The 19,563-nt window shown below is 49.4% G+C and carries 15 protein-coding genes and 1 pseudogene; 3 read left to right on the top strand and 13 right to left on the bottom strand.

The window, feature by feature from the left end; genetic code table 11:
* Positions 1–30: 30 nt before the first annotated feature.
* The 6 genes from odhB to sdhC form a co-directional block, all read right to left on the bottom strand.
* Positions 31–1,251, bottom strand: a complete 1,221-nt coding sequence (gene odhB, locus SBG_RS03290) for a 2-oxoglutarate dehydrogenase complex dihydrolipoyllysine-residue succinyltransferase (RefSeq protein WP_000099865.1) — start codon at positions 1,249–1,251, stop codon at positions 31–33.
* Between the two features lie 14 nt (positions 1,252–1,265).
* Positions 1,266–4,067, bottom strand: a complete 2,802-nt coding sequence (gene sucA / locus SBG_RS03285; RefSeq protein ID WP_001181511.1) for a 2-oxoglutarate dehydrogenase E1 component — start codon at positions 4,065–4,067, stop codon at positions 1,266–1,268.
* 463 nt (positions 4,068–4,530) lie between these two features.
* Positions 4,531–5,247 carry a succinate dehydrogenase iron-sulfur subunit SdhB gene (gene sdhB, locus SBG_RS03280; protein WP_024134962.1) on the bottom strand — a complete coding sequence of 239 codons (717 nt, stop codon included), beginning with the start codon at positions 5,245–5,247 and terminating at the stop codon, positions 4,531–4,533.
* Between the two features lie 16 nt (positions 5,248–5,263).
* A complete protein-coding gene (sdhA, locus tag SBG_RS03275) occupies positions 5,264–7,030 on the bottom strand; it encodes a succinate dehydrogenase flavoprotein subunit (protein WP_000775558.1) in 1,767 nt (588 codons plus the stop codon).
* Positions 7,030–7,377, bottom strand: a complete 348-nt coding sequence (sdhD, locus tag SBG_RS03270) for a succinate dehydrogenase membrane anchor subunit (protein WP_000254372.1) — start codon at positions 7,375–7,377, stop codon at positions 7,030–7,032. The genes sdhA and sdhD overlap by 1 nt, the downstream gene beginning before the upstream one ends.
* Positions 7,371–7,775 carry a succinate dehydrogenase cytochrome b556 subunit gene (gene sdhC, locus SBG_RS03265; RefSeq protein WP_000263343.1) on the bottom strand — a complete coding sequence of 135 codons (405 nt, stop codon included), beginning with the start codon at positions 7,773–7,775 and terminating at the stop codon, positions 7,371–7,373. Before sdhC ends, sdhD begins: the two co-directional genes overlap by 7 nt.
* Before the next feature lie 331 nt (positions 7,776–8,106).
* Here sdhC and SBG_RS23540 point away from each other — a divergent pair, with 331 nt between their 5' ends.
* The 3 genes from SBG_RS23540 (at position 8,107) to SBG_RS03250 (ending at position 10,987) form a co-directional block, all read left to right on the top strand.
* A complete protein-coding gene (locus SBG_RS23540; RefSeq protein ID WP_141024988.1) occupies positions 8,107–8,289 on the top strand; it encodes a hypothetical protein in 183 nt (60 codons plus the stop codon).
* Positions 8,290–8,515: 226 nt separating this feature from the next.
* Entirely contained in the window at positions 8,516–9,799 is a 1,284-nt protein-coding gene (locus tag SBG_RS03255; RefSeq protein WP_000785804.1) for a citrate synthase, read from the top strand.
* 141 nt (positions 9,800–9,940) lie between these two features.
* Positions 9,941–10,987, top strand: coding sequence for an AbrB family transcriptional regulator (locus SBG_RS03250; protein ID WP_001122042.1), 1,047 nt, complete (start codon positions 9,941–9,943; stop codon positions 10,985–10,987).
* A 53-nt stretch (positions 10,988–11,040) separates the two neighbouring features.
* On the opposite strand, the gene nei is transcribed toward SBG_RS03250, so the two are convergent.
* From nei to SBG_RS03220, 7 genes and pseudogenes are all read right to left on the bottom strand, one after another.
* Positions 11,041–11,832 (bottom strand): endonuclease VIII, encoded by a 792-nt coding sequence (gene nei / locus SBG_RS03245; protein ID WP_001114041.1) that lies wholly within the window; start codon positions 11,830–11,832, stop codon positions 11,041–11,043.
* A 56-nt stretch (positions 11,833–11,888) separates the two neighbouring features.
* Positions 11,889–12,203, bottom strand: coding sequence for a hypothetical protein (locus SBG_RS03240; protein ID WP_000807160.1), 315 nt, complete (start codon positions 12,201–12,203; stop codon positions 11,889–11,891).
* A 131-nt stretch (positions 12,204–12,334) separates the two neighbouring features.
* Positions 12,335–12,472, bottom strand: a pseudogene (locus tag SBG_RS23015) (ISL3 family transposase); the annotation flags it as partial.
* A 281-nt stretch (positions 12,473–12,753) separates the two neighbouring features.
* A complete protein-coding gene (locus SBG_RS21040; protein WP_143767824.1) occupies positions 12,754–14,346 on the bottom strand; it encodes an acid phosphatase in 1,593 nt (530 codons plus the stop codon).
* Positions 14,347–14,719: 373 nt separating this feature from the next.
* Positions 14,720–15,835, bottom strand: coding sequence for a glycosyltransferase (locus tag SBG_RS03230; RefSeq protein WP_020843643.1), 1,116 nt, complete (start codon positions 15,833–15,835; stop codon positions 14,720–14,722).
* 9 nt (positions 15,836–15,844) lie between these two features.
* Entirely contained in the window at positions 15,845–16,990 is a 1,146-nt protein-coding gene (locus tag SBG_RS03225; protein ID WP_000691217.1) for a glycosyltransferase family 4 protein, read from the bottom strand.
* 47 nt (positions 16,991–17,037) lie between these two features.
* Positions 17,038–19,560: a glycosyltransferase family 4 protein gene (locus tag SBG_RS03220; RefSeq protein WP_000547785.1), complete on the bottom strand. Its 2,523-nt coding sequence runs from the start codon at positions 19,558–19,560 to the stop codon at positions 17,038–17,040.
* Between the last annotated feature and the right edge of the window lie 3 nt (positions 19,561–19,563).

Below are 19,563 nucleotides of genomic sequence, written 5' to 3'. Positions count from 1 at the left end.
GCCTACGGGGCAGGTGACGCTAAAGTGTTACTACACGTCCAGTAACAGACGGGTCGGATCTTCCAACAATTCTTTAATGGTGACCAGGAAACCCACGGACTCGCGACCATCGATCAGACGGTGATCGTAAGAGAGCGCCAGGTACATCATCGGCAGGATTTCCACCTTTCCATCCACCGCCATCGGACGATCTTTAATGGCGTGCATCCCCAGAATCGCGCTTTGTGGCGGGTTAATGATCGGGGTAGACATCAGTGAACCGAATACGCCACCGTTGGTAATGGTGAAGTTACCGCCAGTCAGGTCCTCTACAGTCAGTTTGCCGTCACGGCCTTTCACCGCCAGCTCTTTAATTTTCTTCTCGATGTCAGCCATGCCCAGTAAATCCACGTCACGTAATACTGGCGTGACCAGGCCGCGCGGCGTAGAAACCGCCATGCTCACGTCGAAGTAGTTGTGGTACACCACATCGTCGCCGTCGATGGAAGCGTTCACTTCCGGATAGCGTTTCAGCGCCTCCACTACCGCTTTCACGTAGAAGGACATAAAGCCCAGGCGGATGCCATGACGTTTCTCGAACACTTCGCCGTACTGCTTACGCAGATCCATAATCGGCTTCATGTTGACTTCGTTGAAAGTCGTCAGCATAGCGGTGGAATTTTTTGCTTCCAACAGACGTTCCGCCACGCGCTTACGCAGACGCGTCATCGGTACGCGTTTTTCACCGCGCGCGCTCATTGGTGCCTGCGGCGCAGACTCAGCGGCCGGGGCTTTGGTTTCCGTTTTTGCCGGGGCGTTCGCCAGATGTTTTTCTACATCTTCACGAGTGATGCGACCGCCAACGCCGGTCCCTTTGATGGCGCTGGCGTCAAGGTTATGCTCACCCAGCAGGCGACGGATCGCCGGGCTGAGCGCATCATTGTTTTGTTCTTCCAGCGAGGCCTGCTGGCGCTGGGCCGGGGTAGAGGCTTTCTCTTCAGATTTCGCACTGGTCTCTTTACCGGCGCTATTGCCTTCACGCAGGCGACCGAGGATCTGGCGAGAGGTCACGGTAGCCCCCTCCTCTTCCAGAACCGCATCCAGAACGCCGTCCGCTGATGCCGGTACTTCCAGTACCACTTTGTCAGTTTCGATTTCTACCAGCACTTCATCACGCTGGACACTATCGCCCGGTTTTTTATGCCATGTCGCAACGGTTGCGTCCGCTACGGACTCAGGCAGGTCGGGAACAAGAATATCTACGCTACTCATTATTTATCCTTTATTTAATCGACGTTCAGCGCGTCATTAACCAGATCTTGCTGCTGTTTCTGGTGAACGGACATATACCCTACCGCCGGAGAGGCGGAGGCCGGGCGACCTGCATAACGCAGAGAGGCCCCAAACGGAATCACTTCACGGAAATGATGCTGGCTGCAATACCAGGCGCCCTGGTTAAGCGGCTCTTCCTGGCACCAGACAAAATCATGTACATGGGCGTAAGGTTGCAGCGCTTCCTGCACCGCTTTATGCGGGAACGGATAGAGCTGTTCAATGCGCACAATGGCGACATCTTTTTGGTCATTCTTACGACGCTGTTCCAACAGATCGTAATACACCTTACCAGAACACATTACCACGCGTTTCACGGCCTTAGGATCGAGCTCATCAATCTCACCAATCGCCGGCTGGAAGGTACCGTTAGCCAGCTCGTCAAGGCTGGAAACTGCCAGCGGATGGCGCAACAGCGATTTCGGCGACATCACCACCAGCGGGCGCCGCATCCCGCGCAACGCCTGGCGACGGAGCATGTGATACACCTGCGCTGGCGTGGACGGTACGCAGACCTGCATGTTCTGCTCGGCGCAAAGTTGCAGATAACGTTCCAGACGCGCGGAGGAGTGCTCCGGCCCCTGCCCTTCGTAGCCGTGCGGCAGCAACATCACCAGACCGCACATACGGCCCCATTTCTGTTCGCCGGAGGAGATGAACTGGTCGATCACCACCTGCGCGCCGTTGGCAAAATCGCCGAACTGCGCTTCCCAGATAGTCAGGGTACGCGGTTCCGCCGTGGCATAGCCGTATTCAAAGGCCAGTACCGCTTCTTCAGACAGTACAGAGTCCCAGACTTTAAACTGCCCCTGACCACTATGAATATGCTGCAACGGCGTATATGTTGAGCCGTTCGACTGACTATGGATCACCGCATGACGGTGGAAGAACGTACCACGTCCGGAGTCTTCACCGGACAAGCGCACCGGAATACCTTCATCGACCAGCGTGGCGTAGGCCAGATTTTCAGCACCGCCCCAGTCAAACAACTTCTCCCCTGCCGCCATCGCCTGACGATCGGCGTAGATTTTGGCCACACGCGACTGCATCTCTACGGCTTCCGGCACGGTGCTAATACGTTTCGCCAGTTCCTGAAGCCGCTTCATATCAACCTTGTTCGGGTACGCTTCGTCCCATTCATGGTTGAGGTACGGCGACCACGTGAAAGAGTGCAGGTTCATTGGCCGCCACTCTTTCACCACGCATTCACCGGCATCCAGCGCGTCACGATAGAGGTTGACCATTTCGGTCGCATCTTCCAGCGTGGCAACCTGTTCGGCTTCCAGCTTATCGGCGTAGATTTTACGCGGGGTCGGATGCTTTTTGATTTTCTGATACATCAGCGGCTGCGTTGCGCTCGGCTCGTCGGCTTCGTTATGGCCGTGACGGCGATAGCACACCAGGTCGATAAAGACATCGCGTTTAAAGGTATTACGGAAGTCGAGCGCCAGGCGAGTCACAAAAGCCACCGCTTCCGGGTCGTCAGCATTGACGTGGAAAATCGGCGCCTGCACCATCTTACCAATATCGGTACAGTACGGCGTAGAGCGGGCGTCCAGCGGGTTAGAAGTGGTGAAACCCACCTGGTTGTTGATAACGATACGTACCGTACCGCCCACTTCATAGCCACGGGCTTTCGACATGTTCAGGGTTTCCTGAACCACGCCCTGCCCGGTAACTGCTGCATCACCATGAATGGTGATTGGCAACACTTTGTTGCTGCTCGGTTCGTCGAGCCGGTCGAGACGTGCGCGCACAGACCCCATCACTACCGGGCTGACGATTTCCAGGTGCGACGGGTTAAACGCCAGCGCCAGGTGAACCAGTCCGCCTTCGGTTTCGATATCCGACGAGAAACCCATATGGTACTTCACGTCGCCGGTGCCCAAATGTTCTTTATGTTTACCGGCAAACTCGTCAAACAGATCCTGAGGTTTTTTACCCAGCACGTTGACCAGTACGTTCAGGCGACCACGGTGCGCCATTCCCAACACCACTTCGCGGGTGCCGCTGTTGCCCGCATGGCGGACCATCTCTTTGAGCATCGGAATTAACGCATCGCCGCCTTCCAGCGAAAAACGTTTCGCGCCAGGGAATTTTGCCCCCAGATAACGTTCCAGCCCTTCTGCAGCGGTCAGTTCGTTCAGGAAGCGTTTTTTTTCTTCAGCGGAAAACGCCGTGCGACCGGATTCAATACGCTGTTGGATCCAGCGTTTCTCTTCGGTGCTGGTGATGTGCATATACTCAGCGCCAATCGGACCGCAGTAGGTTTGTTTGAGCGCGGAAATAAGCTCACCCAACGGCATTGTCTCTTTACCGCTGGCAAAAGAGCCTACGTTGAAGGACTCCTGGAAATCGGCATCGGTCAAATCGTGGAAGGAAGGGTCCAGATCCGCCACCCTTTCTTGTTTCCACAATCCCAGCGGGTCGAGGTTTGCATGTTGATGACCACGGAAACGGTAAGCATTGATAAGCTGCAGGACTTTAACCTGCTTCACGTTGGTATCCGGGTCGGAAATCGTAGAAGAGAAACGTGCTCCCGCTAACGCCTGCCGACGGAAGTATTCACGTGTTTTTGAATGGAGTTGATCCGGTTTGACTCCGGTACCAGGTAACTGCTGGAACGTCGAACGCCAGTTAGCGTCTACCGAGTCAGGATCGGTTAAGAAGTCTTCATAGAGCTGTTCTATCCAGCTCTGATTCGAACCAGAGAGGTAAGAAGAGTCCAACCAGGCTTTCAAAGCGCTGTTCTGCATCGTGATCCCTTAAGCATCTTTTCTGCTTATTTAATACTCTAAATAGGTCACGTTTCAGGAAGGCGGCAAGCTTGCGAATCCCTGGGAGCTTACATCCAGTAAGTGACCGGGGTGAGCAAGTGCAGCCAACGCACATGCAACGTGAACTATGACGAGTATTTCGCCGTGGATACTAACCACGCATACGCTGTATGCGTGCCGGGGTTCACTTGTTGCGGACTGTCGTGTCATCTGCGTCCGCTAAGGAACCTTTAAAAACTGTCTAATAATCTTCGTCGTTCAGGCTGCAACGGCGTTGCGACCCTCACTTACTCCGGTCACATAGTGAACTTGCTCCCGAAGATTCGTTCCGTTCGCGCCCTGTCTCGCGGAACATCCCGATGATTGTTATCAATGTGGCAGTTTTTAGAGGTTTCCTGCACGACCGGGGAATCGCTTCCCCGGCAACGACAACTACTTATGCTTATGCGCTACGCTGCAACAGCATCGACTTAATGTGGCCGATAGCGCGCGTCGGGTTCAGTCCTTTAGGACATACACTGACGCAGTTCATAATGCTGTGACAGCGGAATACGCTGAATGCATCGCTCATCCCTTCCAGACGGCTGTCAGTCTCGGTATCACGGCTATCAATCAGGAAACGATACGCCGCGAGCAGACCCGCCGGACCGATAAACTTATCCGGGTTCCACCAGAATGATGGGCAGGACGTTGAGCAACAGGCGCAGAGAATACATTCATACAACCCATCGAGCTTTTCACGCTGCTCCGGCATCTGTAGATGTTCACGCGCCGGCGGATTCTGCCCATTATTCAATAAGTAAGGCTTAATCTTCTCATATTGTGCGTAGAATTGCCCCATGTCTACCACCAAATCGCGGATCACTGGCAAACCGGGAAGTGGACGAATGACAATCTTCTTACCCGGCTGATTCAGCGCTGAAATCGGGGTGATACAGGCCAGGCCGTTCTTACCATTCATGTTCAAACCATCAGAACCACACACCCCTTCGCGGCAGGAACGGCGGAAAGACAGGCTGGGATCTTTTTCTTTAAGCTGGATTAAGGCATCCAGCAGCATCATGTCACGCCCTTCTTCACCTTCGAGGGTGTAATCCTGCATACGCGGCGCGTCATCAACATCCGGGTTATAACGATAAATTGAAAATTCGAGTTTCATCATCCTGTCTCCGCCATTAATAAGTACGAATCTTCGGCGGGAACGCCGGACGTAATTTCGGTTCCATATTGACGCTTCGGCGCGTCATGGATTCCGTTTGCGGTTGATACAGGGTATGACACAACCAGTTGGCATCATCACGCTCCGGGAAATCGAAGCGGCTATGCGCGCCGCGGCTTTCGGTGCGGAAGTTAGCGGATACGGCAGTGGCGTAGGCGGTTTCCATCAGGTTATCCAGCTCCAGACACTCAACACGCTGGGTATTAAACTCGCTGGAGGTATCATCCAGACGGGCGTTTTTCAGACGTTCGCGGATCGTTTTCAACTGCTCAAGCCCTTTCGCCATCGCGTCGCCTTCACGGAAGACCGAGAAGTTATGCTGCATACACTCCTGCAACGCTTTGCGAATAGCCACCGGATCTTCGCCATTGCGGTTATTGTTCCAGCGATTCAGGCGCTCCAGAGAACCTTCCACGTCAGACTCGCTGGCGTCGCGCAGCGCGCCCTGCTCAGCGATTGACTCCTGCAGATGCAGACCGGCCGCACGGCCAAAGACCACCAGATCCAGCAGTGAGTTACCGCCCAGACGGTTAGCGCCGTGAACCGATACACAGGCGATTTCGCCTACCGCAAACAGCCCCGGAATCACCACGTCTTCGCCCTGCTCGTTCACGGTTAGCGCCTGGCCGGTCACTTTGGTCGGAATACCGCCCATCATATAGTGGCAGGTCGGGATAACCGGAATCGGCTCTTTCACCGGATCGACGTGGGCAAAGGTGCGGGAGAGTTCGAGAATACCCGGCAGACGGGATTCGAGAACCTCTTTACCCAGATGATCGAGTTTCAGTTTAGCGTGTGGCCCCCACGGGCCGTCACAGCCGCGGCCTTCACGGATTTCGATCATAATGGAACGCGCCACCACGTCACGACCCGCCAGGTCTTTGGCGTTCGGCGCATAACGCTCCATAAAGCGCTCGCCATGTTTATTCAACAGGTAGCCGCCTTCGCCGCGACACCCTTCAGTGACCAGCACCCCCGCCCCGGCGATACCGGTCGGATGGAACTGCCACATTTCCATGTCCTGCACCGGGACACCGGCACGCAGCGCCATCCCGACACCGTCACCGGTGTTGATGTGGGCGTTGGTAGTGGACTGATAAATACGGCCTGCGCCGCCGGTCGCCAGTACCGTTGCGCGCGCCTTGAAGTAAACCACTTCACCCGTTTCGATGCACAGAGCGGTGCACCCTACCACCGCGCCATCCTGGTTTTTTACCAGATCCAGCGCATACCATTCAGAGAAAATCGTGGTGTGGTTTTTCAAATTTTGTTGATACAACGTATGCAGCAAGGCATGACCGGTACGGTCGGCGGCTGCCGCAGTGCGGGCCGCCTGCTCGCCGCCGAAGTTTTTCGACTGCCCACCGAACGGGCGCTGATAGATGCGGCCATCGTCCAGACGGGAGAACGGCAGCCCCATGTGCTCCAGCTCCAGAATCGCTTCCGGACCGGTCTTACACATATATTCAATCGCATCCTGATCGCCGATGTAGTCCGACCCTTTTACGGTGTCGTACATGTGCCATTCCCAGTTATCTTCATGGGTATTACCAAGCGCTACGGTGATACCGCCCTGCGCGGATACGGTATGCGATCGGGTTGGGAAAACTTTAGAAAGCAGCGCACAAGTCTGGCCGCTCTGGGAAATTTGCAGCGCCGCACGCATACCTGCGCCACCTGCTCCTATAACGACAGCATCAAATTCTCTGACTGGCAGTTTCATTACACCCCCCACACCACAACAAATCCATAAATGACGTAAACCACCAGCGCAACGACAATAGCGAGTTGCAGTCCAAGACGGACTGCCAGTGGTTTAACGTAGTCGGTCAACACCTGCCACATGCCGATCCAGGCATGAATCAAGATGGAAAAAAGCGCCAGCAGGGTGAAAACTTTGGTGAAGGCCGATGAGAAGAAACCGGTCCAGGCTTCAAAGGTCAGCTCGCCGCTGGTCGCAAAAAAACCGACCATGTAGAGAATGTATAACGTCAGAACGATAGCGGTAGCACGGACCAGAATGAAGTCATGTACGCCATTGCGTCCTAATGCGGAGGCGTTGCTTACCATACGAGGACTCCTGCGAGAAGTGAAAGCACGACAGTGATAACAAAAGAAATTTTGGCTGAGCGTTGACCCGCTTCGAATGTTTCTTCCAGATAGCCAAAATCCATTAACATGTGACGAATCCCAACGACGACGTGATACGCCAGCGCGGTAAGAATGCCCCACATGATGAATTTAACGATGAAGCCGTCCATGATATCGGTAGCCTGCTGGAATCCTTCCGGGGAAGAGAGGCTAGTGCCCAGAAGCCACAGCAAAATGCCGACTGCGATGAAGGTAATCACACCAGATACGCGATGAAGAATGGACGCTATCGCTGTGATGGGGAACCGAATCGTTTGAAGATCCAGATTGACAGGTCTTTGTTTTTTCACATTTCTTATCATGAATAACGCCCACATGCTGTTCTTATTATTCCCTTAAGGCTTCGGTTACAGGCGAGAATTTACCTGTAGACAGAAAGACGACGGGATTTCCTTCCTCCGGTCTGCGTGCGGGTCAGACAGCGTCCTTTCTATAACTGCGCGTCATGTAAAACACTGCTTCCAGTAGCTAAAACGACACGTTACAACGCTGGGTGGCTCGGGATTGCAGGGTATTCCGGAGACCTGGCGGCAGTATAGGACGTTCACAAAATCATTACAATTAACCTACATATAGTTTGTCGGGTTTTATCCTGAACAGTGACGCAGGTCACGATAACAACATTTTTTTAATTTTCAATCATCTGATTTGACAAACATTAAACAAAGTTGTTACAAACAACACCAGAAAAAGCATATAATTCGTAAAAGTTATGGGGTCACTCTTTCACCTGACAATAAGTTATGCAACAGTGTGGTGGTATTGACCCATTCATTCAGGACAGTTATTAGTGATAGAAAGGTTACATTACCCGGATTGCTAAGTTCCTGATTTGCCGCTAATTCGACATAAATTAAACCGTTATCTGCAAGCGCCCATTGCTCTGTACCCAGGTCATCCCCCTCTTTCACAGAGCGGCGAGCCAAATAACAAACTGGTAACGGTTGATTGATGCATACACCGAATCCTTCGTGCAGTAACGACGTGGAAGATGACGTGGAGAAGGCAAGTCTGCGTTCCGGCAGTCTTAAGCAATAAGGCGCTAAGGAGACCGTAAATGGCTGATACAAAGGCAAAAATCACCCTTAATGGTGACACTGCTATTGAACTGGATGTGCTAAAAGGCACACTCGGTCAAGATGTGATTGATATTCGTAGTCTCGGTTCAAAAGGAATCTTTACTTTTGACCCTGGTTTTACCTCTACCGCATCCTGCGAATCCAAAATTACCTTCATCGATGGCGACGAAGGCATTTTACTGCATCGCGGTTTCCCGATTGACCAACTTGCTACCGATTCCAACTACCTGGAAGTGTGTTACATCCTGCTATACGGCGAAAAACCAACGCAGGAAGAGTATGACGAGTTCAGAACGACAGTCACCCGCCATACGATGATTCACGAGCAAATCACTCGCCTGTTCCACGCTTTCCGTCGCGACTCGCATCCGATGGCGGTCATGTGCGGGATTACTGGCGCATTGGCGGCGTTTTATCACGACTCACTGGATGTGAATAATCCGCGCCACCGTGAAATCGCGGCGTTCCGCTTATTGTCCAAAATGCCGACCATGGCGGCGATGTGCTACAAATATTCTATCGGCCAACCGTTTGTTTATCCACGTAACGATCTTTCCTACGCCGGTAACTTCCTGAACATGATGTTCTCCACACCATGTGAAACCTATGAAGTGAATCCTATCCTGGAACGCGCCATGGACCGTATTCTGATCCTGCACGCCGACCACGAGCAGAACGCATCAACGTCTACCGTACGTACCGCCGGCTCCTCTGGCGCCAACCCGTTTGCCTGCATCGCGGCGGGGATTGCCTCCCTGTGGGGACCGGCTCACGGCGGCGCCAACGAAGCCGCGTTGAAAATGCTGGAAGAAATCAGCTCGGTTAAACATATTCCGGAATTTGTGCGTCGTGCGAAAGACAAAAACGATTCTTTCCGTCTGATGGGCTTCGGTCACCGTGTTTACAAAAACTATGACCCGCGCGCCACCGTCATGCGTGAAACCTGTCATGAAGTACTGAAAGAGCTGGGAACCAAAGATGACCTGCTGGAAGTCGCGATGGAACTGGAAAACATCGCACTGAACGACCCATACTTCATTGAGAAGAAACTCTATCCGAACGTAGATTTCTACTCTGGCATCATCCTGAAAGCCATGGGCATTCCGTCCTCTATGTTTACCGTGATCTTCGCGATGGCGCGTACTGTCGGCTGGATAGCCCACTGGAACGAAATGCATAGCGAAGGCATGAAAATCGCCCGTCCTCGTCAGCTGTACACTGGCTACGATAAACGCGATTTTAAATCGGCGCTGAAGCGTTAATTGACAACCGGATGGCGACGCCCCCCCCCCCCCGCCATCCGGTACATTTTCCCTTTTTTCTTATCCTCATTATTTTATTCTTATCCCGTTACTCTCTATGATTAATTAAGATTTCGCTAAATATCATTCAGGGAGCATGGAATGCCGATTCTGCAGTGGTTTTTGTTGTTCCTGTTATCGCTGCTCATTTCCCTTATTTTTCTCTATCTGCACCTTCCGGCGGCGATGCTGCTCGGCCCTATGATTGCGGGTATCGTGTTGAGTTTGCGAGGCAGTACGCTACAACTTCCGCGTGGTATTTTTCTCGCCGCGCAGGCGATTCTCGGCTGTATGATCGCCCAAAATCTAACCGATTCGATATTGACCACCCTCGCCCTCTACTGGCCGGTCGTGCTTTTGGTATTGCTGGTGACGCTGTTTTCCAGCGCGATAGTTGGCTGGCTGCTGGTACGTTACAGCTCGCTGCCCGGCAACACCGGCGCATGGGGGTCTTCGCCGGGCGGCGCGGCGGCAATGGTAGCGATGGCGCAAGATTACGGGGCGGATATCCGCCTGGTAGCGTTTATGCAGTATCTAAGGGTACTGTTTGTCGCTGGCGCGGCGGTGTTGGTGACACGCCTGATACTCGGCGACAGCGCGGCCGCGGTCAGCCAACAGGTGGTCTGGTTTCCACCGCTTAGCGATAATGTATTGACGACGCTGCTATTAGCGATCGTGGCGGGCATTGCCGGTCGCCTGATGCGTATCCCTTCCGGCACGATGCTGCTCCCCATGTTGGCAGGCGCGCTTCTCCATTCGCACGGCATCATTGAGATTGAATTACCCGAATGGCTGCTGGCCGTGGCGTATATGGCGATAGGCTGGCGTATCGGGCTGGGCTTTGACAGACAGGTTTTTTTTATGGCGCTGCGGCCATTGCCGCAAATCTTATTGTCAATTTTCGCGCTGATGGCGATTTGCGCCGCGATGGCGTGGGGAATGGCTTACTACATGCAGATTGATTTTATGACGGCTTATCTCGCCACCAGTCCCGGAGGTCTGGATACGGTTGCCGCGATCGCGGCAGGAAGCAGTGCCGATATGGCGCTCATCATGGCAATGCAAACCCTACGGCTGTTCAGCATTCTGTTAACTGGGCCAGCAGTGGCCCGTTTTATTTCAACCTATGCGCCCAAACAACCTTTGTAGGACGATAAGCGTTGCACCGTCAGGCAATAGCCGCTCGCCGATGGCGGTTCCGGCTATTTCTGGCAATACGGGCACCAGTAAAACGGGCGTGAGGAAAGTGTTGTCTTTTCAATAAGGCCGCCGCACCGCTCGCACGCTTCGCCGTCACGGTGGAAAACCTTAAAGCGAAATAGCGCGCCGTGGTGTTTATTGTCATCCACCTGTCCACGGGTCATGTAAGACAGGCGAGGAATATCAAGCAGCGCGTGCGCCAGCGCATCCAGTTGCGTATCGCTGAGATCTTTCGCTTTATGCTGCCCGCTTAGCCCTACCTGCCAAAGGATTTCAACGCGCAGATAATTCCCCAGCCCCGCCAGAAAGGCCTGATCCAGCAACAGACCGGAGAATTGTCGGTTGCGAAAACGCGGCGACAGCAGTCGAGCTTTGACCACCTCCGGAGTAAGACGGACGTCCAGCACGTCTGGTCCGACCCGCTGTAAAAAAGGGTGCGTCGTTAATTGCTCTGCTGTCAGCATTTCGATATCAGACGCGCTATAAAGCAGAATAGTTTTATCCGCCGTTTGTAACCTGACGCGCAGTATACGCGTGGTCTGCGGTATTTCACCGGTGTCGATCACCCGCCATACGCCGTAAAGCTGGTTGTGGCTGTAGAGCGCCAGGCCATTTGAAAAATGGGTCAGCAGCGCTTTCCCCCGCGTCTCTATTCGGGTAACAATTTGACCGGTAAGCAGTGATTCATACGGTTTTAACTGTGCAAAGGCAAACCAGACGTCGGTTAAGGTTTTGCCTTTGACTGCCGCCTCCAGATTATCCGCCGCACGACGAATTTCCGGGCCTTCTGGCATGATAATGTCCTTTTTTAACAGATAATTAATGGATTGTACCGCTCGCTATGAAAGCATCACCTTCCAGCGGCTCCGCCGCTATTGCGTTGATCGTGATGTTTTTTATTCGGTAGCTCCAGCAACACAGCGGGAACAATACTAAAATCCGCCACCATTAGCATCACCAATATCCCACGGTAGCCACCACAATCATTAACCGCATTATGCCGATAACGTAGACCAGGAGCGGAATGAAGTGAAAAGACTAATGTACTTTTCCTTGCCTCATTTTCATCACACTTCTCAACCCAATAAGCGAACCTGCGCACATGGAAAATCGTGTTACTACATAGCGGCGCCAGGGAGTAGATCACCCTGGCGAATTCAGCCATGATTGCATAACCTGAATAATCGTCAACAAGGAAACAAACAACCTGTCAGGCTGAGCAATACAACCATAACACGAATATCTCGTCATCAACGACGCTGACGCAAAAGACGGACCATAAAACACGCCATAAACAAGGTTTGCTTTACCGCCATCATCAGTTAAAGCCAACGCCAGCCCATTACGATCGAAGTGCATCGTTATATAAGAATGTCTTTTCTTAAACGCTACCCCATCCACATCCATCTGTCGGGCTACTAACGGCTTTTTTACCCATGAAAAACGAGCTTAACCTCAAGAGTCATAATATTGCCATCAATTCTCACACGATGAATTATGGCAACAGGCAGGATATAGTGAAATGGGCAGAAACAACTTTCCTGCATTATGTGAGTATGTAATAAATCAACATGAATAATAAGCCCCAGCTTTCTGACATATTATGATTTGAAACTTAAGGACGTAAATAAACCAGGTATCAATCTGTCCGACGTGACTTTGGAAGCCTGAATATTTCAAGCCCCAAAGCCAAATTCACTTCCGACTAATACAAATTATATCTGAAACTTAATTTCGGATTTTTTCTGCACATTACTATCAGTAGGTGAAGTAAAACGAATGACTTCTTTTATTTTTTTTAATTTACCATTGCTGTAGCTCCACTCAGATACACCGTTGAGCCCAAGGTTATTGCTATCACCATTTTTATATCCCAACTCAGAGATCAAATAGTGATTAGCCTGTTGAGAGATCCAATATGGCGATCCAGAAAAACTAAATTTATCGTATTGATTGCTGGCACTACTAATATCCTCAATAGAATTCAATAATACAGCCTTTTTATAATCACCAGAGATAAAAACCTTCCCGTCAGGAAAGAAATAAATTTCTTGCATATTTGATAAATCGGCTGGTACAGGTATTTTTTTAACCATCGTAAGATTCTTATCATCTTTAACGATCAGTATTTCTGGTGTTGCTAAAGAAGATACAAAATATAACATACCGTTATGTCGAGTGAATGTTCTAATTTCAAAATCTTTACCTTGTGGTTTAAGATATTTTTTTAGATCAACATGTTGGATAATTTTAGGCTTATTGTTGGTAATTTGTATACGCCAAAAATCGCCTGATGTGGCGGAAATGAGCATAAAAGAATTACTGTGCTGGTCGTAGCGAAGACGGTGTGTTCTTGTTCCAAGGTTGTTTAAATCAGCGACTTGATGAAATTTACCATTTGAGAAAGTGTAAAACACTATTCTTCCATGCTCGGTATCTTCCGTGGCCCAATATTTATGGCCGTCATAAGCAACCGAATGGGATGAAAAGCGATCTTCGAGCACCTGCCAGCGTGCTAAATCTGGTACTAGCTCATTGCTCCAGAGAATACGACTATTCCAGCAATCAACCAAAACCCATTTTCCATCGATATAGTCAATAAATGTTGGCGCATATACGTTGTTGTACCATTTTCTCCCCGCGATCAACTGATGTATTTCGTCACGAGCCTTATTCAGATCCCGTTTAAATGATTCTGACTGGTTTAAAGCAGAATAAATTGCCGCGCCTACTAACCGCCCAGCATCGACATCGCTTTGCCAGTGTACACCACAAACAACACGCAATTGGCCGATTTCGTATCCACGTTTCAATATTTCGTTTCTTTTTTCTGGCATGATATCCGCCAGTACCAGAGCCAGCGCCCACCCTGTAGCAGCGTGTCCAGAAGGATAAGAGCCGTTATTGCGCAGGTCATTTTCTTGCGCAGGCGAACACGTTTGTTGGTGGAAATAAACGAATGGACGCTGACGATGGTAGAACTCTTTAGCTTTGCGAGTACCTTTATCAGCCACTAATGGCACCAAAGACTCCAGGAGACTGTAGGTTTCCGGCATGTGCTTTTTATCCAAATCAAGCCCCGTAGCGTTGGCGAACAGAGCGTTAATGTCATTTAAGTCGACCGTTTGCTGTGCGTCACGCCATTGCGGAGTCTTCATTCCTTTTTTTGGAGAAATATACAGTGACTTATCATTTAGAAACGCTGAAGAGTTTTTATCTGGTGGTGAAGGTAGAATATATAGGCTATCGGGAATAAGATCACCCGATATATATTCCTTTGCAAAAACATCATGAACAGATAATAACAATAAGATGCTTATTGCAAATTGACAAAACGCAATACGCAATACGCAATACAGGTTTTATAATCATTATTGAATATTCCTTTAAAATTTCATTTAATCGTTATTGGTATTTCTTGAGCGTTAATTTACCTATAATTGAGTGTATCAATTCAATTTTTTACAACAGGAAAAATACCTCTACCTGATAAATAATTCATAGTATCAACAAACCCTAAGAATACAGAACCGCAACATAATTTTTTCGAGACCAAACAGAACTATTTTGAAGTATCAGCAAGAACGTAACTGAATACCATTCTCTGGCATAACCCCCGATTGTTAACCTGAAAATTCGTTATTAATCTCCGGCTCCGCTACAACAACGGTAGCAGACAGTTCAGAATTTTTGTTCCAATAAAGTGGTATAGAGATTAATGTAAGCATCAAGCATATGCTCGGCAGTAAACATCTCTTCAAAGCGACGACGCGAGTTTTTACCGTAGCGTGCGGCGATTTCATCATTATGCGAGAGTTCATTCATCGCCTTTACCAACGCAGCACAGTCGTGTGGTGGTATCACGCAGCCGTTAACTTTATCCTGGTTGATAAATGATGTTCCGGTACCTATCTCACAGGAAATAAGCGGTCTTGCGAATCGCGCCCCCTCCAGCAGCGTAATGCCAAAAGCTTCAGATCGCAGATGTGACGGAAAAACGACGCCACGACAAAGATGAAGAAGAATATATTTATCTTCATCATTGAGCCGGCCGGTAAAAATGACGTTTTGTAGGCCTCGTCGCGCCGCTTCCCGGAGCACCTCAGCTTCCAGCGGCCCGCCTCCAACAATAACGACCCTCAATTGGCTTCGTTCAGCAGCATCCAGTAAAACGTGCAATCCCTTGTAATAGCGGAACGTGCCGACAAAGAGAAAAAAATTCTCGCCAACCTTCTCGCGCCAATACGCCAGACGCTGTGGGTCGTGCTGAACAGGATGTTGTTGCAGACCAAAAGGAATGACCACGGTTTTGTCAAGGTATTGTTGTAACGTCTGGCTGGAAGCCACATAGTTAGGAGATGAAGCAACGATACAGTCAACGCTTGAAAGAAAATACTGCTTTAACGGCTGATATAATTTCATTAACCGCTTTTGTTTTACGATATCAGAATGATAAGTGACGACCGTTTTGGCATCAGGACGCGCACTCAAATGTAGCATATCCATAAATGGAAATGGAAAATGGTAATTAATAATATCGTAGTCATCTTTAATTCTTTTAAAACGTTTCATTGCTTGCAGAGAAAACGGCGTGGAAGCGACCTCAATAAATTGTTTATTATAAATGACGCGATGATCTTCATAATTTACAGGACCACTATCTTTATTCGGGCTAAAAGTAAATACATCGGTAGTTATCCCCCGCCGGGCACACCCCTGAGACAATTGGTAAATGACCTGCTCAATACCCCCATAGGTATCAGGATAATAGGCCTTGTAGACGTGCAAAACTCTCAATGTATATCCTTAAATTAGTTTGTAGGCATTGATGGTCTGGGCTGTGCAGTTTTCCCATGAAAACTGCCGGGCCTGAGCGCCCCCCCGCGCAATGGCCATGTCTCGCCACTGTTCATCCTGCAGGCTTTGTAAAATATGAGCGCTTATCGCATCTATGTCGTTGGGGTCGGATAATAATCCCGCGTCTCCTGTTACTTCAGGCAGTGAGGTGACATTAGAGCTCACGACCGGAATACCGCAGGACATAGCTTCAAGCACAGGCAATCCAAACCCCTCATAAAAGGAAGGATAAATAAACGTTCTGGCTGCCGCGTATAAATATGGAAGATGGTTATCAGGAATATAACCTAAATAGCGCAACCAGCCTTCACGCTGACTTTTTTCGACAATCTGCCAAAGAATATCGTCTTCCCAGCCACGATAACCACTGAGAATTAATGGATATCGCATACGCACTTCCATTGGTAACAACTGATATGCCTGTAGCAGACCGCGAATATTTTTTCGTGGCTCCATGGTGCCAATATAGAGTCCGTACCGTTGCCACTCCAGCTGATATTTTTGTAATATCGGCTGACATTCTTTCGAACTACGAGGGATATAATCGCTACTGCAGGCGAGGGGGGTCGTAACAATTCGCTCAGCAGGATAGTTAAACAAGCGTATTATTTCCTGACGAGAAAATTCGGAAACCGTCAAGATTATTTTTGCCGAAGATAAACTTTCACGCAGCGATTTCTCCATATAACGAACCCGCGCTTGCGGATGATATTGCGGGCAGGTAAATATTGAAATATCATGAAATGTCGCCACGGCGCGCTCAAGCCGATGCGGCAGATAAAAGTTAGGGCCATGGTAAATATAGTCTTTATAATCACGCAATGCTCGCGCCTGGCGGCGTGGATGCATAATAAGGTAAGCCTCAATTAACACTGACTGGCGGCGTAAAAAAGCTGAAAAGCGATTATGATGGCTAAGTTTGTTATTCCATTTATTTTGTATCTGGGGAATTTTTTCAATAAATGTAGTGCCATGAAAAAGTTTTAACTCTTCAATGTCACTGGCGACAGCAAGACGCTTGACCAGTTCAAATGAATAACGTCCGATACCCGTTAATGGATATTTAATTGATTCAGTTGCAAATATTATTTTCATAGTCAAATCATTGTCAGGGCGGTATCAACCACCCGGCTTGACAAGCGTCATTTATCCGCCGCTGATCGTCTAATCGGCAAACTTTTCAGAAGAAATTGAGTGCTTTCTTTCCAGGTTAGCCAATTAATATTCTCCGAGCGCGGGTGAATATTTTGTCGATAAAGAATCAACCATTCTTCAATAGCTTTTGCAATATTTCCCGGCGATTCTCCGGAAAAATAAAATGCGTGCTCTTGCGCAATTTCTTTAAATACTGGAATATCGCGAATAATCACCGGTAATTTCTTCTGTGCGGCCTCAATCAACGGTAAACCGAACCCCTCTCCTAAAGAAGCGAAAATCAGCGCACGCGATTGCGCATACAGTTTCGATAAAAACTCATCACTAATATTCTGTAACCAGAACAGTCTCTTATTTAGTTGCGGATGATGGCGTAAACATTCGCACAACGCATCAACCTTCCACCCCTGTTTACCAACGATAAAGAGATTATAATTTTTACCCTTTCGCCACAGTTGCTCAAAAGCGGCCAGCGTTTGTGCATGTCCCTTCCTTGGTTCGATGGTGCCAACCATAATAAAAGACGGCTCAACTGCCATTTCTGCCAGTAACTCATCGGCATTTTCCGGCATACCCATGGTGGGCAGACTATTATCCAGGTCAGCGCCAAGATGAAAATGACTCACCTCCAGCAAGGGGTTAACGTCTACCCAGTGGTCGTTTTCGGCAATCCAGCGCTTTACGTCTTCCGCCACACTCGCTGAGACGCAGATCAGTCGGTCAGCATGCTCCGCAAGGTGGGACAGCCAAATAGGAAATTCACGTTGAATGCCTTCAATACTCCATTCGGGCCTTCTTATGGGTAAAATGTCATGCACCAGGAAACAAACGAATGCACCGGCTGAACGGATATGGTCAATTGGCGTACTCCCTGTCGGGAACAGATGTTCAGTCCGATCGGTGACGAGGAGAATATCATCTTTACTGAATAACACGGGCTCATCAGAACCGAATTCACCGTTAAAATGTGTGGAAAGATAGGCATTAGCATACCGGTAGCATTCGCCCGGTGTGTAATAAACAGCACTGACCTCATACCCCTCGACACCAGACTTCAGCAGTTCGCTAAGAATACTGCGCGATACGCGTTGAATGCCGGTCTTTGCATCATGTTTCACCAGTACAGAGATATCCACCAACAGCTTGCGCTTATGGCTTTTAAAGCTATTACGCGCTATTGCCCAGGCCAGTCCAATACGGTCAACCTCGCTCAGGGTGTCAATTGCTTGTATTGTTGCAAACCGGGAAGCGCAAACTTCAGCAACAGAGAGAGAAACATTGTCTTCCTTCTCGTTCAGTAACCGACTAAAACCGTCGATAGCCAGCCTCGCTGTATTAGCCCATGAAAATTTCGCCGACTGCGTTAAAGCATGCGCTTTCAGAGCGGAGAAAAAGGCATCATCGGTAAGCGCTTTTTCCATCAACTGCCGAATATCGTTGACGTCCCGCGGATCGAACATCGCTTCATCCCAGCCAATAACTTCCGGCAGGCTGGTTACATTAGAACCCAGCGTCGCGGCCCCGCAGCGCATCGCTTCCAGCGGCGGCAAACCGAAGCCCTCATGCAGCGATGGAAATACAAACAGCTTGCACAACGTATAGAGCGCAATCAAATCATCATCAGCCAGAAAACCGGTAAAGATAAGCTGATTACGGGATAGTCCGTAACTTTCCGCCAGGGACAAGATACGTTCCAAATCATCCGCATTTACTTTATATGCCAATACCATTGGGTAACGCTGCTGTAGAGTTTTTGGTAGCTGGCTATAAGCCTTGAGTAGCGCTTCAATATTTTTCCGCGGCTCGATCATCGCCAGTGTCAAAATAAACTCATCAGGAAGATGATGCTTTCTTTTCAGCTCCGAAATCTCGTCTGCCGAGTACTCCCGAGCACAAAACTCTTCGCCAACCGCAGAAGATATATTATGGATGCGAGATGAGGAGATATTTGTATATTCAATAAGCTCCTGCACCGCAGATTGAGAAATGGCAAAGAAGGCATCAGCGTGCCCGAACTCCGCCAGTTTATTCATATAAAACTCACGGAAATTTGGATCACGAAGATAGTAATCTCTATTCAGTAACGGAATCAAATCATGACATACACAAACCGTTTTCCACGGCACATTATCGGCAGGTATGGAGATAGAATAACTATCACTATGCCCCTCAAAAAAGTTAATGACGTACACAATATCAGGATTGATATTCGCGATCGCAATATCTCTTGCAGCAAATGCCGCTTTGCTACGATCATGATTATCGGTATTACAATAGGCGGTTGGACCGACTGCGGAAAAGATAAACATCTCCTCATCGGTTAAAATATCACGATACGCTTTTTTGACATGATTAATATTGTCAATGGGATACATGCCATTTATCAAAATACTAACGCGATGATCGCCTGAATTTTGAATAATGGCACGACTCATTGCCAGAGTACTGCGTCCTATACCACGGAACTTACTTTCCGACTGTAATCCCTGGACATCAATCAAAATGTGCAAGGC

Origin of the sequence: Salmonella bongori NCTC 12419 (assembly GCF_000252995.1) — a bacterium.
In the GTDB taxonomy this organism is placed as follows: Bacteria; Pseudomonadota; Gammaproteobacteria; order Enterobacterales; family Enterobacteriaceae; genus Salmonella; species Salmonella bongori.
Note: the sequence above shows the minus strand (reverse complement) of the source record. Positions and strands in the feature narration are given on the sequence as shown.

Excerpts from the sequence above, each read along its gene's own strand:
- SBG_RS03255 (WP_000785804.1), top strand. The coding sequence starts at position 8,516 with ATGGCTGATACAAAGGCAAAAATCACCCTTAATGGTGACACTGCTATT.
- odhB (WP_000099865.1), bottom strand. The coding sequence starts at position 1,251 with ATGAGTAGCGTAGATATTCTTGTTCCCGACCTGCCTGAGTCCGTAGCG.
- sdhD (WP_000254372.1), bottom strand. The coding sequence starts at position 7,377 with ATGGTAAGCAACGCCTCCGCATTAGGACGCAATGGCGTACATGACTTC.
- sdhB (WP_024134962.1), bottom strand. The coding sequence starts at position 5,247 with ATGAAACTCGAATTTTCAATTTATCGTTATAACCCGGATGTTGATGAC.
- SBG_RS03225 (WP_000691217.1), bottom strand. The coding sequence starts at position 16,990 with ATGAAAATAATATTTGCAACTGAATCAATTAAATATCCATTAACGGGT.
- sdhC (WP_000263343.1), bottom strand. The coding sequence starts at position 7,775 with ATGTGGGCGTTATTCATGATAAGAAATGTGAAAAAACAAAGACCTGTC.
- nei (WP_001114041.1), bottom strand. The coding sequence starts at position 11,832 with ATGCCAGAAGGCCCGGAAATTCGTCGTGCGGCGGATAATCTGGAGGCG.
- SBG_RS03240 (WP_000807160.1), bottom strand. The coding sequence starts at position 12,203 with ATGGCTGAATTCGCCAGGGTGATCTACTCCCTGGCGCCGCTATGTAGT.
- sucA (WP_001181511.1), bottom strand. The coding sequence starts at position 4,067 with ATGCAGAACAGCGCTTTGAAAGCCTGGTTGGACTCTTCTTACCTCTCT.
- SBG_RS03250 (WP_001122042.1), top strand. The coding sequence starts at position 9,941 with ATGCCGATTCTGCAGTGGTTTTTGTTGTTCCTGTTATCGCTGCTCATT.
- sdhA (WP_000775558.1), bottom strand. The coding sequence starts at position 7,030 with ATGAAACTGCCAGTCAGAGAATTTGATGCTGTCGTTATAGGAGCAGGT.